This window comes from Arthrobacter sp. 10N418, assembly GCF_056394725.1.
On the sequence record NZ_JBFTIK010000001.1, the window covers coordinates 301,733 to 318,369 of the forward strand.

The following is a 16,637-nucleotide window of genomic DNA, read 5'->3' on the forward strand; positions in this document are numbered from 1 at the left end:
GGCACGATCACTTGTCCCCGGCGAGGTCGCGGTAGCGTGCCTCGTTCCGCGCAGCTGTCCGGACGTACAGCCAGGCGCTGAGTCCGATCACGGGATAGATCCCCGCGCCCAGGAGGACCCAGTCGAAAGGCAGCCCCGCAATCGTGGATCCCGCCAGCCCCGGGACCAGTCCGAGCATGAGCGGGAAGGCGAACAGGATCAGCAGGAAACCCCCGGCGACGACGAGGCCCAGCCGAAGCTGCGACCGGATCAGGGAGCGGACGAACACCTGCCCGGCGTCGGATTCCTCCGCGGCTTCGCGGGCATCGGAGGCCGGCTGCGCGGCGCGCGGCCCTGTGCCGCTTTGAACAGTGCTTCCTATAAGAGTGCTTCCTGGCCCTGCGCTTCCCAGTGCTGCGCTTTCCTGTGCCGTGCCGCGAGGCGCAGTGACGCGGACCCGGGTCATGCCTGCGGCCGGATCCGGGTCGCCTCCAGCTTGTCCCGCACGGAGGGCAGATGCCGGCGGCTGATGGGCAGTTCGGCCCCGGCCACCGTGACGCTTGGCCGTGCCGCAGCGAGCTTCATGTGGCTGACGTGGTTCAGCGCGATGAGGTAGGAGCGGTGGATGCGGATGAAGCCGGCATCGGCCCATTGTTGTTCGAGGTCGGCCAGCGGCACCCTGATGAGGTAGCTGGAGTCCGTCGTGTGCAGCCTGGCGTAGTCGCCCTGCGCCTGGACGTACGTGACGTCCTCGCGCCGGATCATCCTGGTGGTGCCGCCCAGGTCCACGGTGATCATCTCCGGTGCAGGGGCCCCGTCCTTGAGGAGTTCGCTGATGCGGCCGATGGATTTGGCCAGCCGTTCGGCGCGCACGGGTTTGAGCAGGTAGTCCACGGCGGCCAGCTCGAAGGCCTCCAGGGCGCAGTCCTCGTCCGCGGTGACGAAGACAACCGCGGGCGGATGGGCGATGCGGGAGATGACCCGGGCGATGTCCAGCCCGGACAGGGCGGGCATGTGGATGTCGAGGAAGACGGCGTCGACGTCCTCGGCCTCCAGGGCCCGCAGGGCCTCGGCGCCCGAGGAAGCGCGGTGGATGGCGCCGATCCGCTCGTCCTTGCCGAGCAGGAAGGCCAGTTCCTCAACGGCGGGGAGCTCGTCGTCGGCGACGAGGACGTTAATCATGGTTCCAGACTACTGCCGCAGGCATTTTGACCTGCTCAGGCGTCGTGTCGGGGCTGTGACTTGGGCACGCGCATCGTGATCAGCGTCCCCTCCCCGGGAGCCGTCTCGATGACGAGCCCACTCTCCTCGCCGTAGACCTGCCGCAGGCGGGCGTCGACATTGCGCAGCCCGACATGGTCGCCGTCGCTGTGTCCGGCGAGGACGGACCGCAACTGTTCCGGATCCATGCCCACGCCGTCGTCCTCGATCGTCACCTCGGCATACGCCCCCGAGTCGTTGGCCGTGATCGAAATATGGCCAGGGCCCTCCTTGGCCTCGAGCCCGTGCCGCACCGCGTTCTCCACGAGCGGCTGCAGGCTCAGGAACGGGATCACGGTGCTGAGGACCTCGGGAGCGATCCGCAGGCTCACCTGCACGCGGTCCCCGAACCTGGCCCGCTCCAGCAGCAGGTAGCGGTCGATGCAGCGCAGTTCCTCGGCCAAGGTGGTGAAATCGCCGTGGCGGCGGAAGGAATAGCGGGTGAAGTCGGCGAATTCGACGACGAGTTCCCGCGCGCGCACCGGGTCGGTGTTGATGAAGGACGCGATCGCGTTGAGCGAGTTGTAGATGAAGTGCGGGCTGATCTGGGCCCGGAGCGCACGCACTTCGGCCTCCATCAGGAGGGTGCGCGAGGCGTCCAGTTCGGCAAGTTCCACTTGCGTGGCCACCCAGTCGGCCACTTCGCCCGTGGCCCGGACGAGTCCCGCGCCGGCGGAGGGGGCGAATGCCGCCACGACCCCCACCACCCGTGTCCCGGCCCGGATCGGGGCAATCACGACGGCGCGCTCCGCGTCAGTGGTCAACGCCCCGGAGGCGTCCCCGTCGGCCAGCAGCGCAAGCTCGCCGGCCGGAATGACGGCGATATGGCCGCCGTCAAGCACCTTGGCGGCGAGCCCCATCAGTGCCGGCTTGAGCTCCTCGCCGGCGCCGTCCCACGCCAGCACACCCGTCGTGTCCGTGATGGCCAGCGCGTCGCAGCCCAGCAGGCTGCGCAACTGCCGGCTGGCCTTAGCCGCGCCGGCAGGGTTCAGGCCGGTCCGCAAGTACTGCCCGGCCCGCGAAGCCGCGTGCAGCGTCTTGTACGTCGCCCGCTCCGCGTCCGTGCCCAGGTCCCGGAACGAGCGGAGGACCTTGACCCCCACGGCGACGACGACGGCGATCGCCATGGCGATCACTGCCACGGCGGCGGCGGTAAACAGGGGAGAGTCCGGCATGGTGCCAGCGTACAGCCGGTGCCTGCCAGGCGCCGTTTGGCGCAGCATCCCGGCCGTTGAGCGACGCACGGCGCCGCGGTTCTGGAATGTAATCCACGTCACGTTGCACAGTGGGTGCAATCGCATTGGCCGAAGTGCTGTTTCCATCAGACCAGGCAGCCGGTGTGGGCTCACCACTCAATGAGGAGGAACGATGGGTCACGACGCCCACGAGACGGACGCTGCGGCGGCCGTGGACTTCAAGGAAGTCCAGTCGACGGAGCGGTTCCAGGAACTTCGCAAACGTCACCGCAGCTTTGTCTTTCCCATGGCCATTGCATTCCTGCTCTGGTATTTCGCCTACGTCCTGCTGGCCGACTATGCGGTCGGGTTCATGTCCACCAAGGTCTGGGGCAACATCAACGTCGGGCTGATCCTGGGCCTGCTGCAGTTCGTGTCCACGTTCGCCATCACGGGCTGGTACGTCAGCTACTCCAACCGGAAACTTGACCCGATCGCCGCCGAGATCCGTCATGGAATCGAAGGCCACGAGTTCGACCAGCACGGCAACCGAGTGAGCGGAGCAGCGCAATGACCTTCATGGTTCCCGCAGTCAACGTGGCGGATCTCAAGGACACCACCGCGCTGAACATGGGCATCTTCGCCCTGTTCGTCGCGATCACCATGGTCATTGTCATCAGGGCCAGCCGCAACAACAAGACCGCTGCGGACTATTATGCTGCCGGCCGGTCCTTCACGGGCCCGCAAAACGGCACCGCCATCGCCGGCGACTACCTTTCCGCGGCCTCGTTCCTGGGGATCACTGGCGCCATCGCCATCAACGGCTATGACGGCTTCATGTACTCCATCGGATTCCTCGTCGCCTGGCTCGTGGCGCTGCTGCTCGTGGCCGAACTGCTGCGCAACACCGGCAAGTTCACCATGGCCGATGTCCTCTCGTTCCGGCTCAAGCAGCGCCCCGTGCGGATCGCGGCCGCCATCTCGACGCTGGCCGTCTGCTTCTTCTACCTCCTGGCGCAAATGGCCGGAGCCGGCAGCCTGATCTCCCTGCTGCTCGGAATCAGTGACTGGGGCGGCCAGGCACTCGTGATCGTCGTCGTCGGGGCCCTCATGATCATGTACGTGCTGATCGGCGGCATGAAGGGCACCACCTGGGTCCAGATCATCAAAGCCATGCTGCTCATTGCCGGCGCCGCCGTCATGACCTTCTGGGTCCTGGCAATCTACGGCTTCAACCTCTCCGACCTGCTCGGCGGTGCGGTGGAGACCTCGAAGAACCCGAACATGCTGAACCCGGGCCTGCAGTACGGCAAGACCGAGACCTCCAAGCTGGACTTCATGTCTTTGGGCCTGGCGCTCGTCCTGGGCACCGCTGCCCTCCCGCACGTGCTGATGCGCTTCTACACGGTGCCGACCGCCAAGGAAGCCCGCAAATCCGTGGTGTGGTCCATCTGGCTGATCGGCATCTTCTACCTGTTCACCCTGGTCCTGGGCTATGGCGCCGCTGCGCTGGTGGGTGCAGACACGATCAAGGCGGCTCCGGGCGGCGTCAACTCGGCTGCGCCGCTGCTGGCCTTCCACCTCGGCGGACCGCTGCTGCTCGGCTTCATCTCCGCCGTGGCCTTCGCCACGATCCTGGCCGTGGTCGCTGGGCTCACGATCACCGCGGCGGCGTCCTTCGCCCATGACATCTACGCCAACGTCCTTGCCAAGGGCAAGGCCGACGCCGCTACGGAGGTCAAGGTGGCGCGCCGCACCGTCGTCGTGATCGGGCTGCTTGCTATCGTGGGCGGGATTTTCGCCAACGGCCAGAACGTCGCCTTCCTCGTGGCGCTCGCCTTCGCAGTGGCGGCCTCCGCCAACCTCCCCACGATTGTGTACTCGCTGTTCTGGCGCCGGTTCACCACCCAGGGCGCCGTGTGGAGCATGTACGGAGGCCTCGCCGCGGCCATCATCCTGATCGCTTTGTCCCCGGTGGTCTCGGGCACCAAGACCTCGATGATCCCGGGCGCCAACTTCGCGATCTTCCCGCTCAGCAACCCCGGCATCGTCTCCATCCCGCTCGCCTTCTTCCTGGGCTGGCTCGGGACCGTGCTGGACAAACGGAAGGAAGACACCACCAAACAGGCCGAGATGGAAGTCCGCTCCCTCACGGGCGTAGGCGCAGAAAAGGCCACGAACCACTAAGCGGGGCGGGCGCCTCCGGTCCGGGCGAGCCCTGTGGCGCCACCCGTAACAACAGAGTCACCCTTAAAACGGGCGTCACCGTCGAGAACAGGAGCTCCCGCGCACTGCGCGGGAGCTCCTGTTCTTAAGCCTCGACAGAGCCCCGTTCCAGCAATGGCTGGATCCGGAAGGGGATCAGCTCGCCCATGGCCAGCGCAGTATCCGTCCGGTCGACGCCGTCGCACGCCAGGATCTTGCCGTTAATCCGGAACAGGTCCTCGGCGTCGAGCGCCACGACGCGCAGGAGGAGGTCGGCCGAGCCGGTCAGGCCGTAGCCCTCCAGGATTTCGGGGATGCCGGCCAGTTCCACCGCCAGTTGGCCGAGCTTTTGCTGCTGGACATGCACGGAGATGAAGGCCATCAGCGGGTAGCCCAGCGACGCCGGATTGATGCGCCGCTCAAAGGACAGGAAGACGTGCTTTTTCTCCAGCTGGGCCATCCTGGCCTGCACGGTGTTCCGCGACAATCCGAGCTTCTGGGCCAGCGCTACAACGGTGCGCCGGGGATCGTGGGCCATGGCCGAAAGCAGCCGGGTGTCCGTGCCATCCAAGGGTTGCATAATGCGCAAGATTAGCACGGTATAGCGGCGTCAGACAGTGCATAATGCTCAACTTTTTCACGGGTGGTTGTACCCGATGAGCATTGTGAGTAGGGTCACAAATATCCGGGGCAACGGCGCCCGGGCGGCTGGCGCGCCGCGGGATCACGAGTCCTGTGAGCGCCGGTCAGACGACGTCAGAAGGTTGCGGACAACTGTGTTTACCGACGACGCGGGCAAGGGCGGCATTGCCGCCGGCGGCCCGGGCAACAGTGCAGAATCAAACAGGCGCACGGGCGGGGACCTCCTCCAGCTCATCACCCCGGCGGGTGAACGCGTAAGCCATCCCGAGTTCGACCAGTGGGTCCAGGACGTCAGCGATGACCAGCTCATCTCCCTCTACGAGGACATGGTTGCGATCCGCCGGATCGACTCCGAGGCCACCGCCCTGCAGCGCCAGGGCGAGCTCGCCCTCTGGCCGCCGCTGCTGGGCCAGGAAGCCTCCCAGATTGGTTCGGCGCGGGCCCTCCGCGACGACGACTTCGTTTTTCCCAGCTACCGCGACAACGGCGTCGCCTACGTCCGCGGAGTGAACCCCGAGGACATCGTCAAGGCCTGGCGGGGCAACGCCCTGGCCGGCTGGGACCCCTACAGCGTCAACGTCGCCACGCAGCAGATCATCATCGGCGCCCAGACACTCCACGCCACCGGCTACGCCATGGGCATCCAGAACGACGGCGCCGATTCGGTCGCCGTCGCCTACTTCGGCGACGGTGCCACGAGCGAGGGCGACGTCAACGAGGCCCTGGTCTTCGCCGCGAGCTTCCAGTCCCCGGTGGTGTTCTTCTGCCAGAACAACCACTGGGCCATCTCCGAGCCGGTCATGCTGCAGTCCCACATCCAGATCGCGGACCGCGCCGCCGGTTTCGGCATCCCCAGCATGCGCGTTGACGGCAACGACGTCCTGGCCGTCATGGCCGCGACCCGCATCGCCACCGACCGGGCCCGCCGGGGAGGCGGCCCGACCTTCATCGAGGCCGTCACCTACCGTATGGGCCCGCACACGACGGCGGACGATCCCACCCGCTACCGGGACGCCAACGAGCTCGAGGACTGGGCCGCCAAGGACCCGATCAAGCGGCTGAAGTCCCTGCTGGAGCGCAAGGGACTGCTCAGCGAGGACGTCGAAGCCGCGGTCACCGCCAAGGCCGACTCGGTCGCCAAGAAGATGCGGGCCGGCACCATCAACATGCCCGAGCCGCAGCCGATGGATGTCTTCAAGAACGTCTACAGCACTCCGCATTCCGGGCTTGACCGCCAGCAGAACCACTATTCCCGCTACCTGGCTTCCTTCGGCGATCCCGCAGAAGCCGCTTCTAAAGAAGGTGCACGCTGATGAGCCAGATGACCTTTGCCCGAGCCATCAATTCGGGCCTGCGCAAGTCCCTCGAAAACGATTCCAAGGTGATCCTCATGGGCGAGGACATCGGAACCCTCGGCGGCGTCTTCCGCGTCACGGACGGCCTGCAGAAGGACTTCGGCAAGCACCGCGTCGTGGACACCCCGCTCGCCGAGTCCGGGATCATGGGCACGGCAGTCGGCCTCGCCTACCGCGGCTACCGTCCGGTGGTGGAGATCCAGTTCGACGGCTTCATCTACCCGGCGTTCGACCAGATCGTCAGCCAGGTAGCCAAAATGCACTACCGGACCCAGGGCGCCGTCAAGATGCCCATCACCATCCGCGTGCCCTTCGGCGGCGGCATCGGATCCCCGGAGCACCACTCGGAATCTCCCGAGGCGTACTTCACCCACACCTCCGGGCTGCGCGTCATTAGCGTCTCCAACCCGCAGGATGCCTACACGATGATCCAGCAGGCCATCGCGTCGGATGATCCGGTGCTCTACTTCGAGCCGAAGCGCCGCTACCACGACAAGGGCGACGTGGATGAGACGCTTGACCTCGGAGCCGCCCTGTCGATGGAAAAGGCCCGCGTGGTCACCGAGGGCACGGACGTGACCCTTGTGGCCTACGGACCGCTCGTCAAGACAGCCCGGGACGCGGCCCTCGCCGCCGCCGACGAAGGCGTCTCGATCGAGGTCATCGACCTCCGCTCGCTGGCTCCGGTGGACTTCGCGACCCTGGAAGCCTCAGTCCGCAAGACCGGCCGGCTCGTCATCACGCACGAGGCCAGCCAGTCCGGCGGCATCGGCGCCGAGGTCGCGGCCAGCATCACCGAGCGCTGCTTCTACCACCTTGAGGCCGCCCCCGTCCGGGTCACCGGCTTCGACGTCCCGTACCCGTACTCAAAACTTGAAATGCACCATCTGCCGGGCCTGGACAGGATCCTGGACGGCGTCGACCGCGCCCTGGGCCGCCCCAACTCCTTGAGCGGACTGGAAGGATGACCGCCACCATGATCAAAGAGTTCAGGCTCCCGGATCTCGGTGAGGGTCTCACTGAATCGGAAATCGTCGCCTGGAAGGTCGCGGTAGGGGATACCGTCGCGCTCAACCAGATCATCGCGGAGGTGGAGACGGCGAAGGCCGTCGTCGAGCTTCCCTCGCCGTTCGCGGGCGTCGTCACGGCCCTGCACGAGCAGCCCGGCACGGTTGTCGAAGTGGGGAAGCCGATCGTTTCGTTCGAGGTTGAGGGAGACGACAGTGCTGCCGCCGACGGTGAGGGGGACTCCGGCACCGCCAAGCGGGAGCCGAACCTCGTCGGCTACGGCGCAGTCCTCGAAAGCTCCGGACGCCCCGCCAGGCGCACCCGCACCTTCGCCGCGCCGGTGGCCTCCGCGGGTGAGGCTGCCCCGGTGATCGAGCCCGTCCGGGCGACGCAAGCGGCCGCCCCTGCGGTCGAGCCTGCACCGGTGCTTGCGCCCGCCCCGGTGCTTGTGCCCGCCGGGAGCCACGCCGCCGAACGTCCGCGGTCCACGCCGCCGGTCCGCAAGCTGGCCAAGGATCTCGGCGTCGACCTCGAAGCTGTCACCGGCACGGGGGAGCGCGGGCTCATCACCCGTGACGATGTCCGGAACTTCGTCGGCGGCGGGGACCTGCCTGCGGCTGCCCAGGAACTCGCCGGCGTGCTTCCCCAGAGCCTGGCCCCCGCGCCCGGTGCCCGGGAGACGCGCACGCCGATCAAGGGCGTCCGCAAGTTCACGGCCGCCGCGATGGTGTCCAGTGCCTTCACGGCCCCGCACGTCACGGAATTTCTGACCATTGACGTCACGCCGACCATGGAGCTGCTGGCCCGGCTCAAGGCCAGCCGGGCGTTTGCCGGTTACAAGCTCACGCCGCTCACGCTCGTGTCCAAGGCCGTGCTGATCTCGCTGCGGAACCACCCCACCCTGAACACCCGGTGGGACGAGGCAAGTCAGGAGATTGTCCAGTTCAACTACGTGAACCTGGGCATCGCCGCAGCGACACCCCGCGGACTGACCGTTCCGAACATCAAGGACGCGGACCGGATGTCCCTCCTGGAACTGTCCACCGCCCTGAGCGCCCTCACGGACACGGCCCGGGCCGGCAAGACCAGCCCCGCTGATCTGTCCGGCGGCACCATCTCCATCACCAACATCGGTGTCTTCGGCATCGACGCCGGCACGCCGATCCTGAACCCGGGCGAGGCTGCGATCCTGGCCCTGGGCGCGGTCCGGAAGATGCCGTGGGAGTACCAGGACGAGGTTGCGCTGCGCCAGGTCATGACGCTGAGCCTGTCCTTTGACCACCGGCTGGTCGACGGCGAGCAGGGCTCGCGCTTCCTGCAGGACCTCGGCGCCATCCTGGCTGACCCGGGCATGGCGTTGGCGATGGTCTAGCGAACCCGCGATTCACCAAAGCTGCCGGCTGTCCCTTTTTGGGGCCGCTGGCAGCTGTGTGGGCCGATCCGGGTGTCAGTCTTTCTTCAGTTTCTCGGCGAGCATCACGATGATTCCGCTGGGACCGCGGACGTACGTGAGTTTGTAGACGTCGCCGTAGGTCGCCACGCCGCGTAGCGGACGGCATCCGTGCTTCGCAGCTATCTCCAGGGCTTTGTCTATGTCGTCGACCGAGAAGGCCACGCGGTGCATGCCGATGTCGTTGGGACGAGTTGGGTTCGTCTCGATCGCTTTGGGGTGGATGTATTCGAAGAGCTCAAGTCGTCCTTGACCGTCCGGGGTCTGGAGCATCGCGATGTTGGCGTGGTTGCCATCAAGCCCGACGGCAGTGTCGGTCCACTCGCCGCTGACCGTATCACGGCCGACGAGGGTGAGCCCGAGGTCGGTGAAAAAGGCGATTGTTGCTTCGAGGTCGCGAACGGCGATACCGACGTTCTCAAGTTTGATGGCCATGCGTTGAAGCTACCAAGGCGGACCGATTAGCTCCAGTGGCGAGCCGCGGACGCCGCTGAACAAGCTCGGGTGGCCGTTGAAGCGAGGCCATTGCCTGCAAGCCGATCCTTCATCGGGCGCTAAGACAATGCATGTCCAGGACTGCGGTCGGGAGATATGGAGCCTCCGATTTCTACAAGCCGCCGTTCTGTAGGGTGTGGGAATGACCCCACATCATGACCCGCGGGCGCAGGCAGCAGTTGTAGGCACGGGCCGTTGGATTGCCGCCGCGAGGGCGCTTGAGACTGCCCGTCCGGACCGGCTTTTCAACGATCCGTGGGCCGGGCTTCTGGCGGGAGAAAGCGGCAAAGCCACCTTGGAAGCCGCGGACTACAATCCGTTTCTGCCGGTCCGCACGCGATATTTTGACGATCGCATCCTCGGCGCCGCCCGGAAGGACTCGCAGATTGTCCTCCTTGGCGCCGGTTTGGATACCAGGGCCTTCCGGCTGCCGCTCCCGGCCTCTTGCACGGTGTTCGAGATCGACCACGCTGAGGCGTTCACGGAGAAGGAAGCCATCCTGCGCGCCGCACCGGCCCGATGTGAACGAAGATGCGTCCACGCCGACGTATCCGGCCCTTGGACCTCGGCCCTTGTGGGTGCAGGCTTTGACCGGCGCACACCGACGATCTGGGTTGCCGAGGGACTCTTCTTTTACCTGGCCGAGGCCGATGCCGAGTCCCTGGTCTGCGACGCCGCAGCTTTGTCTGCCGGCGGGTCCACTTTCCTGGCGGATATCTTTGGGACCGGTCTGTTGGCATTGGAAGGCATGGCACCGCTGGTGGCCGCGCGCACGGGTGCCGGCCGGCCGCTGCCCTTCTGTACAGATTCCCCCGAGACACTTTTTCGTGGCGGCGGCTGGAGCGAGTCGGCGGTAGTCCAGCCCGGACAGCCCTCAGCGAACTTCGGTCGACTAACCAAGGTCCCAAGTGCAAGGGACGCCGGGCAGCAATCCAATCTCCGCACCTACCTGGTGACGGCCACACTTTGAGGACGCGGGCCGGGCACACGAGGTCCGCTGCCGCAGAATTTCGCTCGAGCCACGCCTCAGGAGCAAGTTTGAAGGAAGGTCGTGGCACCGGGGCGTTCGTGGAAAGTCACGGTGTGGCCGCTGTCGTCGTGGAAGACGGCCTGCGAGCCTGCCACGGTGATGGTGCCCGATTGGTAGGGGTTGCCCCAGCCCGCAGGAGGATTTCCCTGGCCGTCGTTCAGCGGTTGATCGGCGAGGAAGAAGGTGTCCTGCACCCGTGCCTCATAGATGCCGCAATGAGTGAAGAGGGCGAAAGGGACACTTGGGACGGGGGTGGTTGCCGGACTTGTCGGGGCATCGATTGTCGGCCCTCCCGGCGCCGCACATCCGCTCATCACCGCCATCGCGGCCGCCGCAGCGGCGATGGCTCGAACATATCGAGTTGCCATGCGCCAAGGCTCTCTGACGACAGGTGCGCGGTCAAGAACCTGGGCATCTCGATTGCATAACCCGGCGAGCGAAGACGGAATGCATCGATGGGCGTCCAGAGAACTACCGCCATAACGCTGAGCCCAAACATGACCGGGGCGAGGGCGAACACGATGATCGTCCACACCAAAGGCCTCACAACTGACTGCATTACACCGGCCACTAAGGCTGTAGTGCGGTAGGTCAGTCGCAGGCGGAGCTAGTGGGCGGATCGGCCGGTGTTCTCGCGTGGGACGCAAAATGCGGTGTCGTTCACGCACCATCATCGGCGCCACAACCGAGCGGAATCTGGCGATCTGCGAGTCCCACTTTAAGTTGGCGCGTTTGCTGTTCGCGGACTTCGATGTGTCGGTGGGCCATATTGAGGCGCAACCGTTCCTGTTTAAGGCTGAGGTCGCCGGGGGCGCAGCAGGCACATTCCGGACTATCTGCTGCCCGTCGGCGTAGGGCCGCGCGGTCGTGGAGTACTTCCCCGACCGCGCGGAGGAATCGCGCTCAGCGCCTCGTCTCGTACCTGGTCAGGACCACGCCGCCGGGAAACGTCCGCGTCTCCACCAGGTTCAGGTTCACCCAGCTGTCCAGCAAGGTGAAGAACGGGGTGCCGCCGCCCACCAGGACCGGATGGATGGCTAGCGCGTATTCGTCAATCAGTCCGGCCCGCATGGCCGCGCTGGCGAGCGTTGCCCCGCCGATGCTCATCGGGCCGCCGTCCCCGGCCTTGAGCCGGGTGATCTCGGCGATCGCGTCGCCGGTGACCAGACGGGTGTTCCAGTCGACCTTGTCGATCGTCGAGGAGAACACCACCTTCGGCATGTCCCGCCAGTTCCGCGCGAACTCGATCTCCGCCGGGGTGGCGTTGGGCTGCTGGTCGCCGGTCGGCCAGTAGGAGCTCATGGCCTCCCACAACTTCCGCCCGTACAGCGACAGGCTGCTGGCCCGCTCCTGGTCGAGCCACCACTGGAACAGTTCGTCGCTCGGCCCGCTCCAGCCGATGTCGTCGCCGGCCGCGGCGATGTAGCCGTCCAGGGTTAGATTCATGCCATAGATCAGTTTCCGCACGGCGCTAGCCTTCCGTCTCGTAGTGGTCGAGGGCGTCATTGAACTTTGTCGTCCCGCATATGATCGGCAGCATCCTGTCTCTCACGGAGCCACCGTAACTGCCCATGATCTGGATGCCATAGCCTTCGCTCCGCCTTTCAACTGAGCTGCCCGGTTAGGGATCATTTACCGGGCACCTAGGGCAGCGAACTGTCTCGTCGGAGGGCGTCGGGGCATCCGGACGCCACCGCTCGTTTTGCGAAGTGCGATTATGTGAGGCTCTCGAACACCATCGTTGCCTGGATGCGGTCACCGCCGCCGATTCCCTTGCTCCCGCTGCTGGCGGTGGTTATGGTGTGGAGTCGATAGCCTTTCGCGGCCTGATCGTTGAGGGCCTTCTCCAGGGAGGTCAGGTTGCCCGAACCGGTTCCCCACAGTTTCTCCTTGAGGATCACCTGCACGACGACATACTGCATGACACGACTTCCTTTCGTTGCTGGTCAATTGGGGCCATGCTACTCGACGCGGCGGGGCGCTCCTCCGGGGCGTTAGCGACGGCGCCTGAAGGGTATCGGCGGTGCACGGTGTCGACGTCACTCCAGCGACACGGAACAAGACGGTGTCACGATTCGGTGTCGAGTAGATCGGCGCGCACACCACCATGTACCTCTGCGACCCGCAGTAACCCGGCCAGCACTTTGGCATCGCGAGGCACGATGAGCTGTCCTTATGGTGTTGTCGGGTGGTTCCGTGGCCGTTGTAGGGTCGTGGCTACCCGGGGGAGGCGGGTATGGCTTTGTTGCTGTGGCCGGACGATTCACATCGTGACGGCTCCGTAGGATTGGCCGCCCGCCACCCCGAGATGACCCGACCGCTGATTGAGAGACGCGATTTGAATCGCCGGATAAGGACACGACGGCGCGGTTATCTGCCGGGTTCGACCCATCCGACAGACTGGAGGCTGTTTTGGCGAAATTGTGGGCCGGCATCGACGCTGGCAAAGCCCATCATCACTGCGTCGTGATCGACGGCGACGGAAACCGTCTGCTCTCGCAGAAAATCCCCAACGACGAACCCGCCCTGCTCGAGCTCATCGCCGCCGTCCTGGAACTCGCCGAGGGGGATGAGGTGGTCTGGGCGACGGATCTGAACCACGGCGGCCCGGCGCTGCTCATCGCCATCCTCGTCGCCCACGGCCAAACCATCCTCTACATCCCGGGCCGGATCGTCCACCACGCCTCCAAGCTCTACCGCGGCGAAGGCAAAACCGACGCGAAAGACGCCGCTGTCATCGCCGACCTGGCCCGGATGCGCCTCGATCTGCAGCCGCTGCGGGCGGGGGATGAGATCAGCACCGGGCTGCGGATCCTCACCGCCCGGCGGGCCGACAAGTCCGCGGACCGGGTCCGGGCGATCAACCGCCTGCAGGCCCAGCTGCTCGAATACTTCCCGGCCCTGGAGCGGGCCTTTGACTACAGCCGCTCCAAGGCCGCCCTGCTGCTGCTGACCAGACACCGGACCCCGGACGGGATCCGCCGCACCGGACAGACAGGGCTCCACGCCTGGCTGAAGAAACGCGGCACCCGCTCGTCCGCCGCGGTCGCCCAGGTCGCCGTCGACGCCGCGAAATCACAGAACACCACCGTCCCGGCCCAGCACCTCGGGGAACTGATCGTCGCCGCCCTCGCACAGGAAATCATCACTTTGAACGAGGAACTGGCCGAACTCGATGCCCTGATCAGCGAGAAAGTAACCGAACACCGCCACGCCGCGGCGCTGCTGTGCATGCCCGGCTTCGGACCCGTCCTCGCCGCCGAGTTCCTCGGCGCCACCGGCGGAGACCTCACCGTCTTCCAAACCGCCGACCGGTTCGCAGGCGTCGCCGGACTCGCCCCTGCACCCCGGGACTCCGGCAGGATCACCGGAAACCACCACAGACCCCGGCGCTACGACCGCAGGCTCCTGCGGGTCTTCTACCTCTCCGGCCTCTCGGCGCTGAAAGCTGCGCCGCCTCCCGGACCTACTACGACCGCAAACGCGCCCAAGGCAAAACCCACATCCAGGCCATGCTCGCCCTGGCCAGACGCCGCCTCAACGTTCTCTGGGCCATGCTTCGCGACGGCACCACTTACACGCCGCCATCGGCGCAGGCAGCCGGGCTGGCACCACCCTTGGCCGCCTAACAAGGGGAACGGTGAGCCGTGTGGCGAAGCGAATAGCATCATCTGCCCGGCCGTGCTTAGCGGTCGGACTCCGGGCTGCGGAGCCGGCGCTTGACCAAGATTGCCATCACGACGAACACAATGACAAGGACTAGCCCTGCGCCGGCCGCTGTGATCAGTTCGGTCTGGAGGCCCGTTCCGGTGCCTGCCGCGGCCGGGGACGCTGATGGCGACGCCGTGCCGGCGGTGGGGCTTGCGGCGCCGGCGGTGAACGTGAAGGTTCCTTCGATGGGGTGCCCGTCGGAGGAAACGACGCGCCAAACCACTGTGTATTTGCCTTCAGAGGCGTCGGTTTTCACGGCCTGCGTGACGTGGTTGTCGACGATGGCCACGGGCCCGTCGGCCTGGTCGGCGCCGGTGGCATCTTCGACGCGGACGATGGAGCCGATGGCAATCGGTGTGTGGTCGAAGGTCAGGCCGATCTTCGCTGGAACGGTGCGGACCGCGGAGCCGTCGGCCGGGTCGGTGGCCTCGAGGACATCGTGGGCCTGCGCGGCCGCGGCGGGAACCATCAGGAACGCTGCGGTTGCCAGGATCAGCAGGCATCGGGCGAGCCGGCCCCGCAGACCGTGACGGTGTGTCGTTTTCATGCTGGTCCTTTCAGGGCCGGCACCCCGGGGCTGTGGCGGGACGTCGCCCGTCCCGCCACAGCCCCGGGAGGCGTTGCTACTTAGCTGCGGTGCGGGTGCGCCGGCCGGCGAGGACGAGTCCCAGCGCGGCTGCGCCGAGGACGAATCCGGCACCGCCCAGGACAACACCCCACACCGACGCGCCATCGCTGGACGTCGCCGGGGTCTGGGCCTCGGCCGCCGGAGACGCTGATGCCGATGCCGCGGCGGTTCCGTCTTCGGCCGTGGTGGTGAAGAACGGGGCCGGGTGCTTGGGCTCGGGCTGGCCCTGAACGCTTTGTTCGTCCCAGTTAACGACGGTCCCGTCGGTGTAGGTCTGGGCCGCCTTCAGGGTCACGGTCGTGCCCGCTGCGGGGAGTTTGCCCACGGAGAGTGAGAACGCCTGGTATTCGTTCTGTCCGAGCTGGTGCGTTGCGTCGGCTGTCCAGACCACGGAGCTCGGGGCCTTGGTGACCGTCGTGCCGGACACGGTGACCGGCTTGGGCAAGTCGCTGGTGATGACCTGGGCGCTCCAGCCCTCGACGGGTTTGACCGAGACCGAGGTGAACGGGGTGTCGGTGGGCAGGTTGACCTCGAGTTTGCTGGTTTTCGCGGTCGGGGATTCGTTCGGGACGTTGAACGTCAGGTGCGTGTAGCCGTTGGCTCCGGTGTCGTCCGGGTTCACGGTGACGTGGGCGGAGGCGGCGGTGGCGCCCAGGGCGATCATCCCGGCCGACGCGGTGACGGCACTGAGGGTTTTGAGGGTACGACGGATTGAGGTTTTCATGGACATGCCTTCCAAAAATGGGTGCGCCAGCGGGCCGCTCGTGCGGCGGCGCAAGAGAGGGGGAACACGACGGATCCACGGCAACGGAGTTTCCTGCCAATGGGCAGGATCCGACCGGGTCAGCGGCGTCAGGTCAGGTGCCGCTCAGAGAGCGGGCTGAACGGGCGGCGGCCCGCGCAGGGCGGGCAGCCGGAGGTTTCTCCACCGGGAAGGAACGACGATGAGATGCGGGGCCGGAAGGTTCGGCCAGTCGGGAATGACTACCGCTGTCAGGATCCGGACCAGGGGTCTCAGCCACGCGGCCAACGCCCACGCAGCGGCCTCGCCCCGGGCCAGGACCAGGGCGGTGGCCAGCGTCGCTGCGGCGTGCAGGATCAGCATCAGGGTCCCGGGAGCAGCAGCGTGCTCCGGCATCAGACCCGCCGCCGAAAGGGCCACCGGGCCGGCGCCGTGCAGATGTCCACCGGCGGCGGGAGTGAAGCCTGCCGACACCGACAGGGCATTGAAGGCTTCGTGCAAAACCAGCTGGCCGGCGCCGAGAAGCCCTGCCATGACAGGGGCCGTGATCCTGACTTTGGCCAGGATCATCACCGGCGCCAACATCAGGGCGACGAGTCCGGCGAAGATGGCCGGTTCGGGCAGGGAACCGCCGGCCAGCACGTGGGCTCCGGCGGCCAGAGCGAACATGGCGGCGGTAAAGGCAGAAGCACGAGGGAAGCGGAACGGGGCACTCATGCCAATCTCCACCCTTCCATCCAATGTTGCCGTTCTCCACTCTAAGGAAAGCCGAGGCGTGCCGGGTAATCACGCCGCAGATGCCAGTTGGGGGGTGTCCCTATGCTTTTAGTCAAGCTGCTTGGGGAGTCTTTTCTTGGTAGTGGGTTCCGTTCTTGAGCATCGCGAAGATGACGTCGCAGCGGCGCCGGGCGAGGCAGATGATGGCGGCGTTGTGTTTCTTCCCTTCGGCGCGTTTCC

The 16,637-nt window shown here is 66.3% G+C and carries 17 protein-coding genes and 2 pseudogenes; 7 read left to right on the top strand and 12 right to left on the bottom strand.

What is annotated here, in order from left to right; translation table 11 throughout:
- Window positions 1-7: 7 nt before the first annotated feature.
- The 3 genes from AC1DCZ_RS01335 to AC1DCZ_RS01345 are packed head-to-tail and all read right to left on the bottom strand — an operon-like array spanning window position 8 to window position 2,414.
- Window positions 8-445, bottom strand: coding sequence for a DUF485 domain-containing protein (locus AC1DCZ_RS01335; RefSeq protein WP_476973047.1), 438 nt, complete (start codon window positions 443-445; stop codon window positions 8-10).
- Window positions 442-1,161, bottom strand: coding sequence for a LytR/AlgR family response regulator transcription factor (locus AC1DCZ_RS01340; RefSeq protein WP_476973048.1), 720 nt, complete (start codon window positions 1,159-1,161; stop codon window positions 442-444). Before AC1DCZ_RS01340 ends, AC1DCZ_RS01335 begins: the two co-directional genes overlap by 4 nt.
- Window positions 1,162-1,196: 35 nt before the next feature.
- Window positions 1,197-2,414, bottom strand: coding sequence for a histidine kinase (locus AC1DCZ_RS01345; protein ID WP_476973049.1), 1,218 nt, complete (start codon window positions 2,412-2,414; stop codon window positions 1,197-1,199).
- Window positions 2,415-2,607: 193 nt separating this feature from the next.
- Between AC1DCZ_RS01345 and AC1DCZ_RS01350 the strand changes: the two genes are divergently transcribed.
- Window positions 2,608-2,988: a DUF485 domain-containing protein gene (locus AC1DCZ_RS01350; RefSeq protein WP_476973050.1), complete on the top strand. Its 381-nt coding sequence runs from the start codon at window positions 2,608-2,610 to the stop codon at window positions 2,986-2,988.
- Window positions 2,985-4,601, top strand: coding sequence for a solute symporter family protein (locus AC1DCZ_RS01355; RefSeq protein ID WP_476973051.1), 1,617 nt, complete (start codon window positions 2,985-2,987; stop codon window positions 4,599-4,601). Before AC1DCZ_RS01350 ends, AC1DCZ_RS01355 begins: the two co-directional genes overlap by 4 nt.
- A gap of 124 nt (window positions 4,602-4,725) precedes the next feature.
- On the opposite strand, the gene AC1DCZ_RS01360 is transcribed toward AC1DCZ_RS01355, so the two are convergent.
- Window positions 4,726-5,199: an Lrp/AsnC family transcriptional regulator gene (locus AC1DCZ_RS01360; RefSeq protein ID WP_476973052.1), complete on the bottom strand. Its 474-nt coding sequence runs from the start codon at window positions 5,197-5,199 to the stop codon at window positions 4,726-4,728.
- A 196-nt stretch (window positions 5,200-5,395) separates the two neighbouring features.
- Here AC1DCZ_RS01360 and pdhA point away from each other — a divergent pair, with 196 nt between their 5' ends.
- The 3 genes from pdhA to AC1DCZ_RS01375 are packed head-to-tail and all read left to right on the top strand — an operon-like array spanning window position 5,396 to window position 8,996.
- The gene (pdhA, locus tag AC1DCZ_RS01365) at window positions 5,396-6,574 is read left to right on the top strand and encodes a pyruvate dehydrogenase (acetyl-transferring) E1 component subunit alpha (protein WP_476973053.1); all 1,179 of its coding nucleotides are present in this window, start codon (window positions 5,396-5,398) and stop codon (window positions 6,572-6,574) included.
- A complete protein-coding gene (locus AC1DCZ_RS01370) occupies window positions 6,574-7,584 on the top strand; it encodes an alpha-ketoacid dehydrogenase subunit beta (RefSeq protein ID WP_476973054.1) in 1,011 nt (336 codons plus the stop codon). Before pdhA ends, AC1DCZ_RS01370 begins: the two co-directional genes overlap by 1 nt.
- Complete coding sequence (locus AC1DCZ_RS01375) at window positions 7,581-8,996, top strand: dihydrolipoamide acetyltransferase family protein (RefSeq protein WP_476973055.1); 1,416 nt, start codon at window positions 7,581-7,583, stop codon at window positions 8,994-8,996. Before AC1DCZ_RS01370 ends, AC1DCZ_RS01375 begins: the two co-directional genes overlap by 4 nt.
- 75 nt (window positions 8,997-9,071) lie before the next feature.
- Here AC1DCZ_RS01375 and AC1DCZ_RS01380 read toward each other — a convergent pair whose 3' ends face one another.
- Entirely contained in the window at window positions 9,072-9,509 is a 438-nt protein-coding gene (locus AC1DCZ_RS01380) for a VOC family protein (RefSeq protein WP_476973056.1), read from the bottom strand.
- A 202-nt stretch (window positions 9,510-9,711) separates the two neighbouring features.
- On the opposite strand from AC1DCZ_RS01380, the gene AC1DCZ_RS01385 reads away from it, so the two are divergent.
- A complete protein-coding gene (locus AC1DCZ_RS01385) occupies window positions 9,712-10,539 on the top strand; it encodes a class I SAM-dependent methyltransferase (RefSeq protein ID WP_476973057.1) in 828 nt (275 codons plus the stop codon).
- A gap of 56 nt (window positions 10,540-10,595) precedes the next feature.
- On the opposite strand, the gene AC1DCZ_RS01390 is transcribed toward AC1DCZ_RS01385, so the two are convergent.
- The 3 genes from AC1DCZ_RS01390 to AC1DCZ_RS01400 form a co-directional block, all read right to left on the bottom strand.
- Window positions 10,596-10,967: a hypothetical protein gene (locus tag AC1DCZ_RS01390; RefSeq protein ID WP_476973058.1), complete on the bottom strand. Its 372-nt coding sequence runs from the start codon at window positions 10,965-10,967 to the stop codon at window positions 10,596-10,598.
- Window positions 10,968-11,502: 535 nt separating this feature from the next.
- On the bottom strand, window positions 11,503-12,066 hold the full coding sequence (locus tag AC1DCZ_RS01395) for a dihydrofolate reductase family protein (protein ID WP_476973059.1): 564 nt from the start codon (window positions 12,064-12,066) through the stop codon (window positions 11,503-11,505).
- A gap of 248 nt (window positions 12,067-12,314) precedes the next feature.
- A complete protein-coding gene (locus AC1DCZ_RS01400; RefSeq protein ID WP_476973060.1) occupies window positions 12,315-12,521 on the bottom strand; it encodes a DUF4177 domain-containing protein in 207 nt (68 codons plus the stop codon).
- A gap of 490 nt (window positions 12,522-13,011) precedes the next feature.
- Here AC1DCZ_RS01400 and AC1DCZ_RS01405 point away from each other — a divergent pair.
- A pseudogene (locus AC1DCZ_RS01405) lies at window positions 13,012-14,228 on the top strand (IS110 family RNA-guided transposase).
- A gap of 56 nt (window positions 14,229-14,284) precedes the next feature.
- Here the strand turns inward: AC1DCZ_RS01405 and AC1DCZ_RS01410 are convergent.
- The 4 genes and pseudogenes from AC1DCZ_RS01410 to AC1DCZ_RS01425 all read right to left on the bottom strand — a co-directional run.
- On the bottom strand, window positions 14,285-14,857 hold the full coding sequence (locus tag AC1DCZ_RS01410; protein WP_476973061.1) for a copper resistance CopC family protein: 573 nt from the start codon (window positions 14,855-14,857) through the stop codon (window positions 14,285-14,287).
- Between the two features lie 76 nt (window positions 14,858-14,933).
- Complete coding sequence (locus AC1DCZ_RS01415; RefSeq protein ID WP_476973062.1) at window positions 14,934-15,662, bottom strand: YcnI family copper-binding membrane protein; 729 nt, start codon at window positions 15,660-15,662, stop codon at window positions 14,934-14,936.
- 144 nt (window positions 15,663-15,806) lie between these two features.
- The gene (locus AC1DCZ_RS01420; RefSeq protein ID WP_476973063.1) at window positions 15,807-16,397 is read right to left on the bottom strand and encodes a hypothetical protein; all 591 of its coding nucleotides are present in this window, start codon (window positions 16,395-16,397) and stop codon (window positions 15,807-15,809) included.
- Window positions 16,398-16,509: 112 nt separating this feature from the next.
- Window positions 16,510-16,637: pseudogene (locus AC1DCZ_RS01425) on the bottom strand (IS110 family transposase); the annotation flags it as partial.

Coding starts and splice junctions, on each gene's coding strand:
- AC1DCZ_RS01335 (WP_476973047.1), bottom strand. CDS start 445: ATGACCCGGGTCCGCGTCACTGCGCCTCGCGGCACGGCACAGGAAAGC.
- AC1DCZ_RS01340 (WP_476973048.1), bottom strand. CDS start 1,161: ATGATTAACGTCCTCGTCGCCGACGACGAGCTCCCCGCCGTTGAGGAA.
- AC1DCZ_RS01345 (WP_476973049.1), bottom strand. CDS start 2,414: ATGCCGGACTCTCCCCTGTTTACCGCCGCCGCCGTGGCAGTGATCGCC.
- AC1DCZ_RS01350 (WP_476973050.1), top strand. CDS start 2,608: ATGGGTCACGACGCCCACGAGACGGACGCTGCGGCGGCCGTGGACTTC.
- AC1DCZ_RS01355 (WP_476973051.1), top strand. CDS start 2,985: ATGACCTTCATGGTTCCCGCAGTCAACGTGGCGGATCTCAAGGACACC.
- AC1DCZ_RS01360 (WP_476973052.1), bottom strand. CDS start 5,199: ATGCAACCCTTGGATGGCACGGACACCCGGCTGCTTTCGGCCATGGCC.
- AC1DCZ_RS01370 (WP_476973054.1), top strand. CDS start 6,574: ATGAGCCAGATGACCTTTGCCCGAGCCATCAATTCGGGCCTGCGCAAG.
- AC1DCZ_RS01375 (WP_476973055.1), top strand. CDS start 7,581: ATGACCGCCACCATGATCAAAGAGTTCAGGCTCCCGGATCTCGGTGAG.
- AC1DCZ_RS01380 (WP_476973056.1), bottom strand. CDS start 9,509: ATGGCCATCAAACTTGAGAACGTCGGTATCGCCGTTCGCGACCTCGAA.
- AC1DCZ_RS01385 (WP_476973057.1), top strand. CDS start 9,712: ATGACCCCACATCATGACCCGCGGGCGCAGGCAGCAGTTGTAGGCACG.
- AC1DCZ_RS01390 (WP_476973058.1), bottom strand. CDS start 10,967: ATGGCAACTCGATATGTTCGAGCCATCGCCGCTGCGGCGGCCGCGATG.
- AC1DCZ_RS01400 (WP_476973060.1), bottom strand. CDS start 12,521: ATGCAGTATGTCGTCGTGCAGGTGATCCTCAAGGAGAAACTGTGGGGA.
- AC1DCZ_RS01410 (WP_476973061.1), bottom strand. CDS start 14,857: ATGAAAACGACACACCGTCACGGTCTGCGGGGCCGGCTCGCCCGATGC.
- AC1DCZ_RS01415 (WP_476973062.1), bottom strand. CDS start 15,662: ATGAAAACCTCAATCCGTCGTACCCTCAAAACCCTCAGTGCCGTCACC.
- AC1DCZ_RS01420 (WP_476973063.1), bottom strand. CDS start 16,397: ATGAGTGCCCCGTTCCGCTTCCCTCGTGCTTCTGCCTTTACCGCCGCC.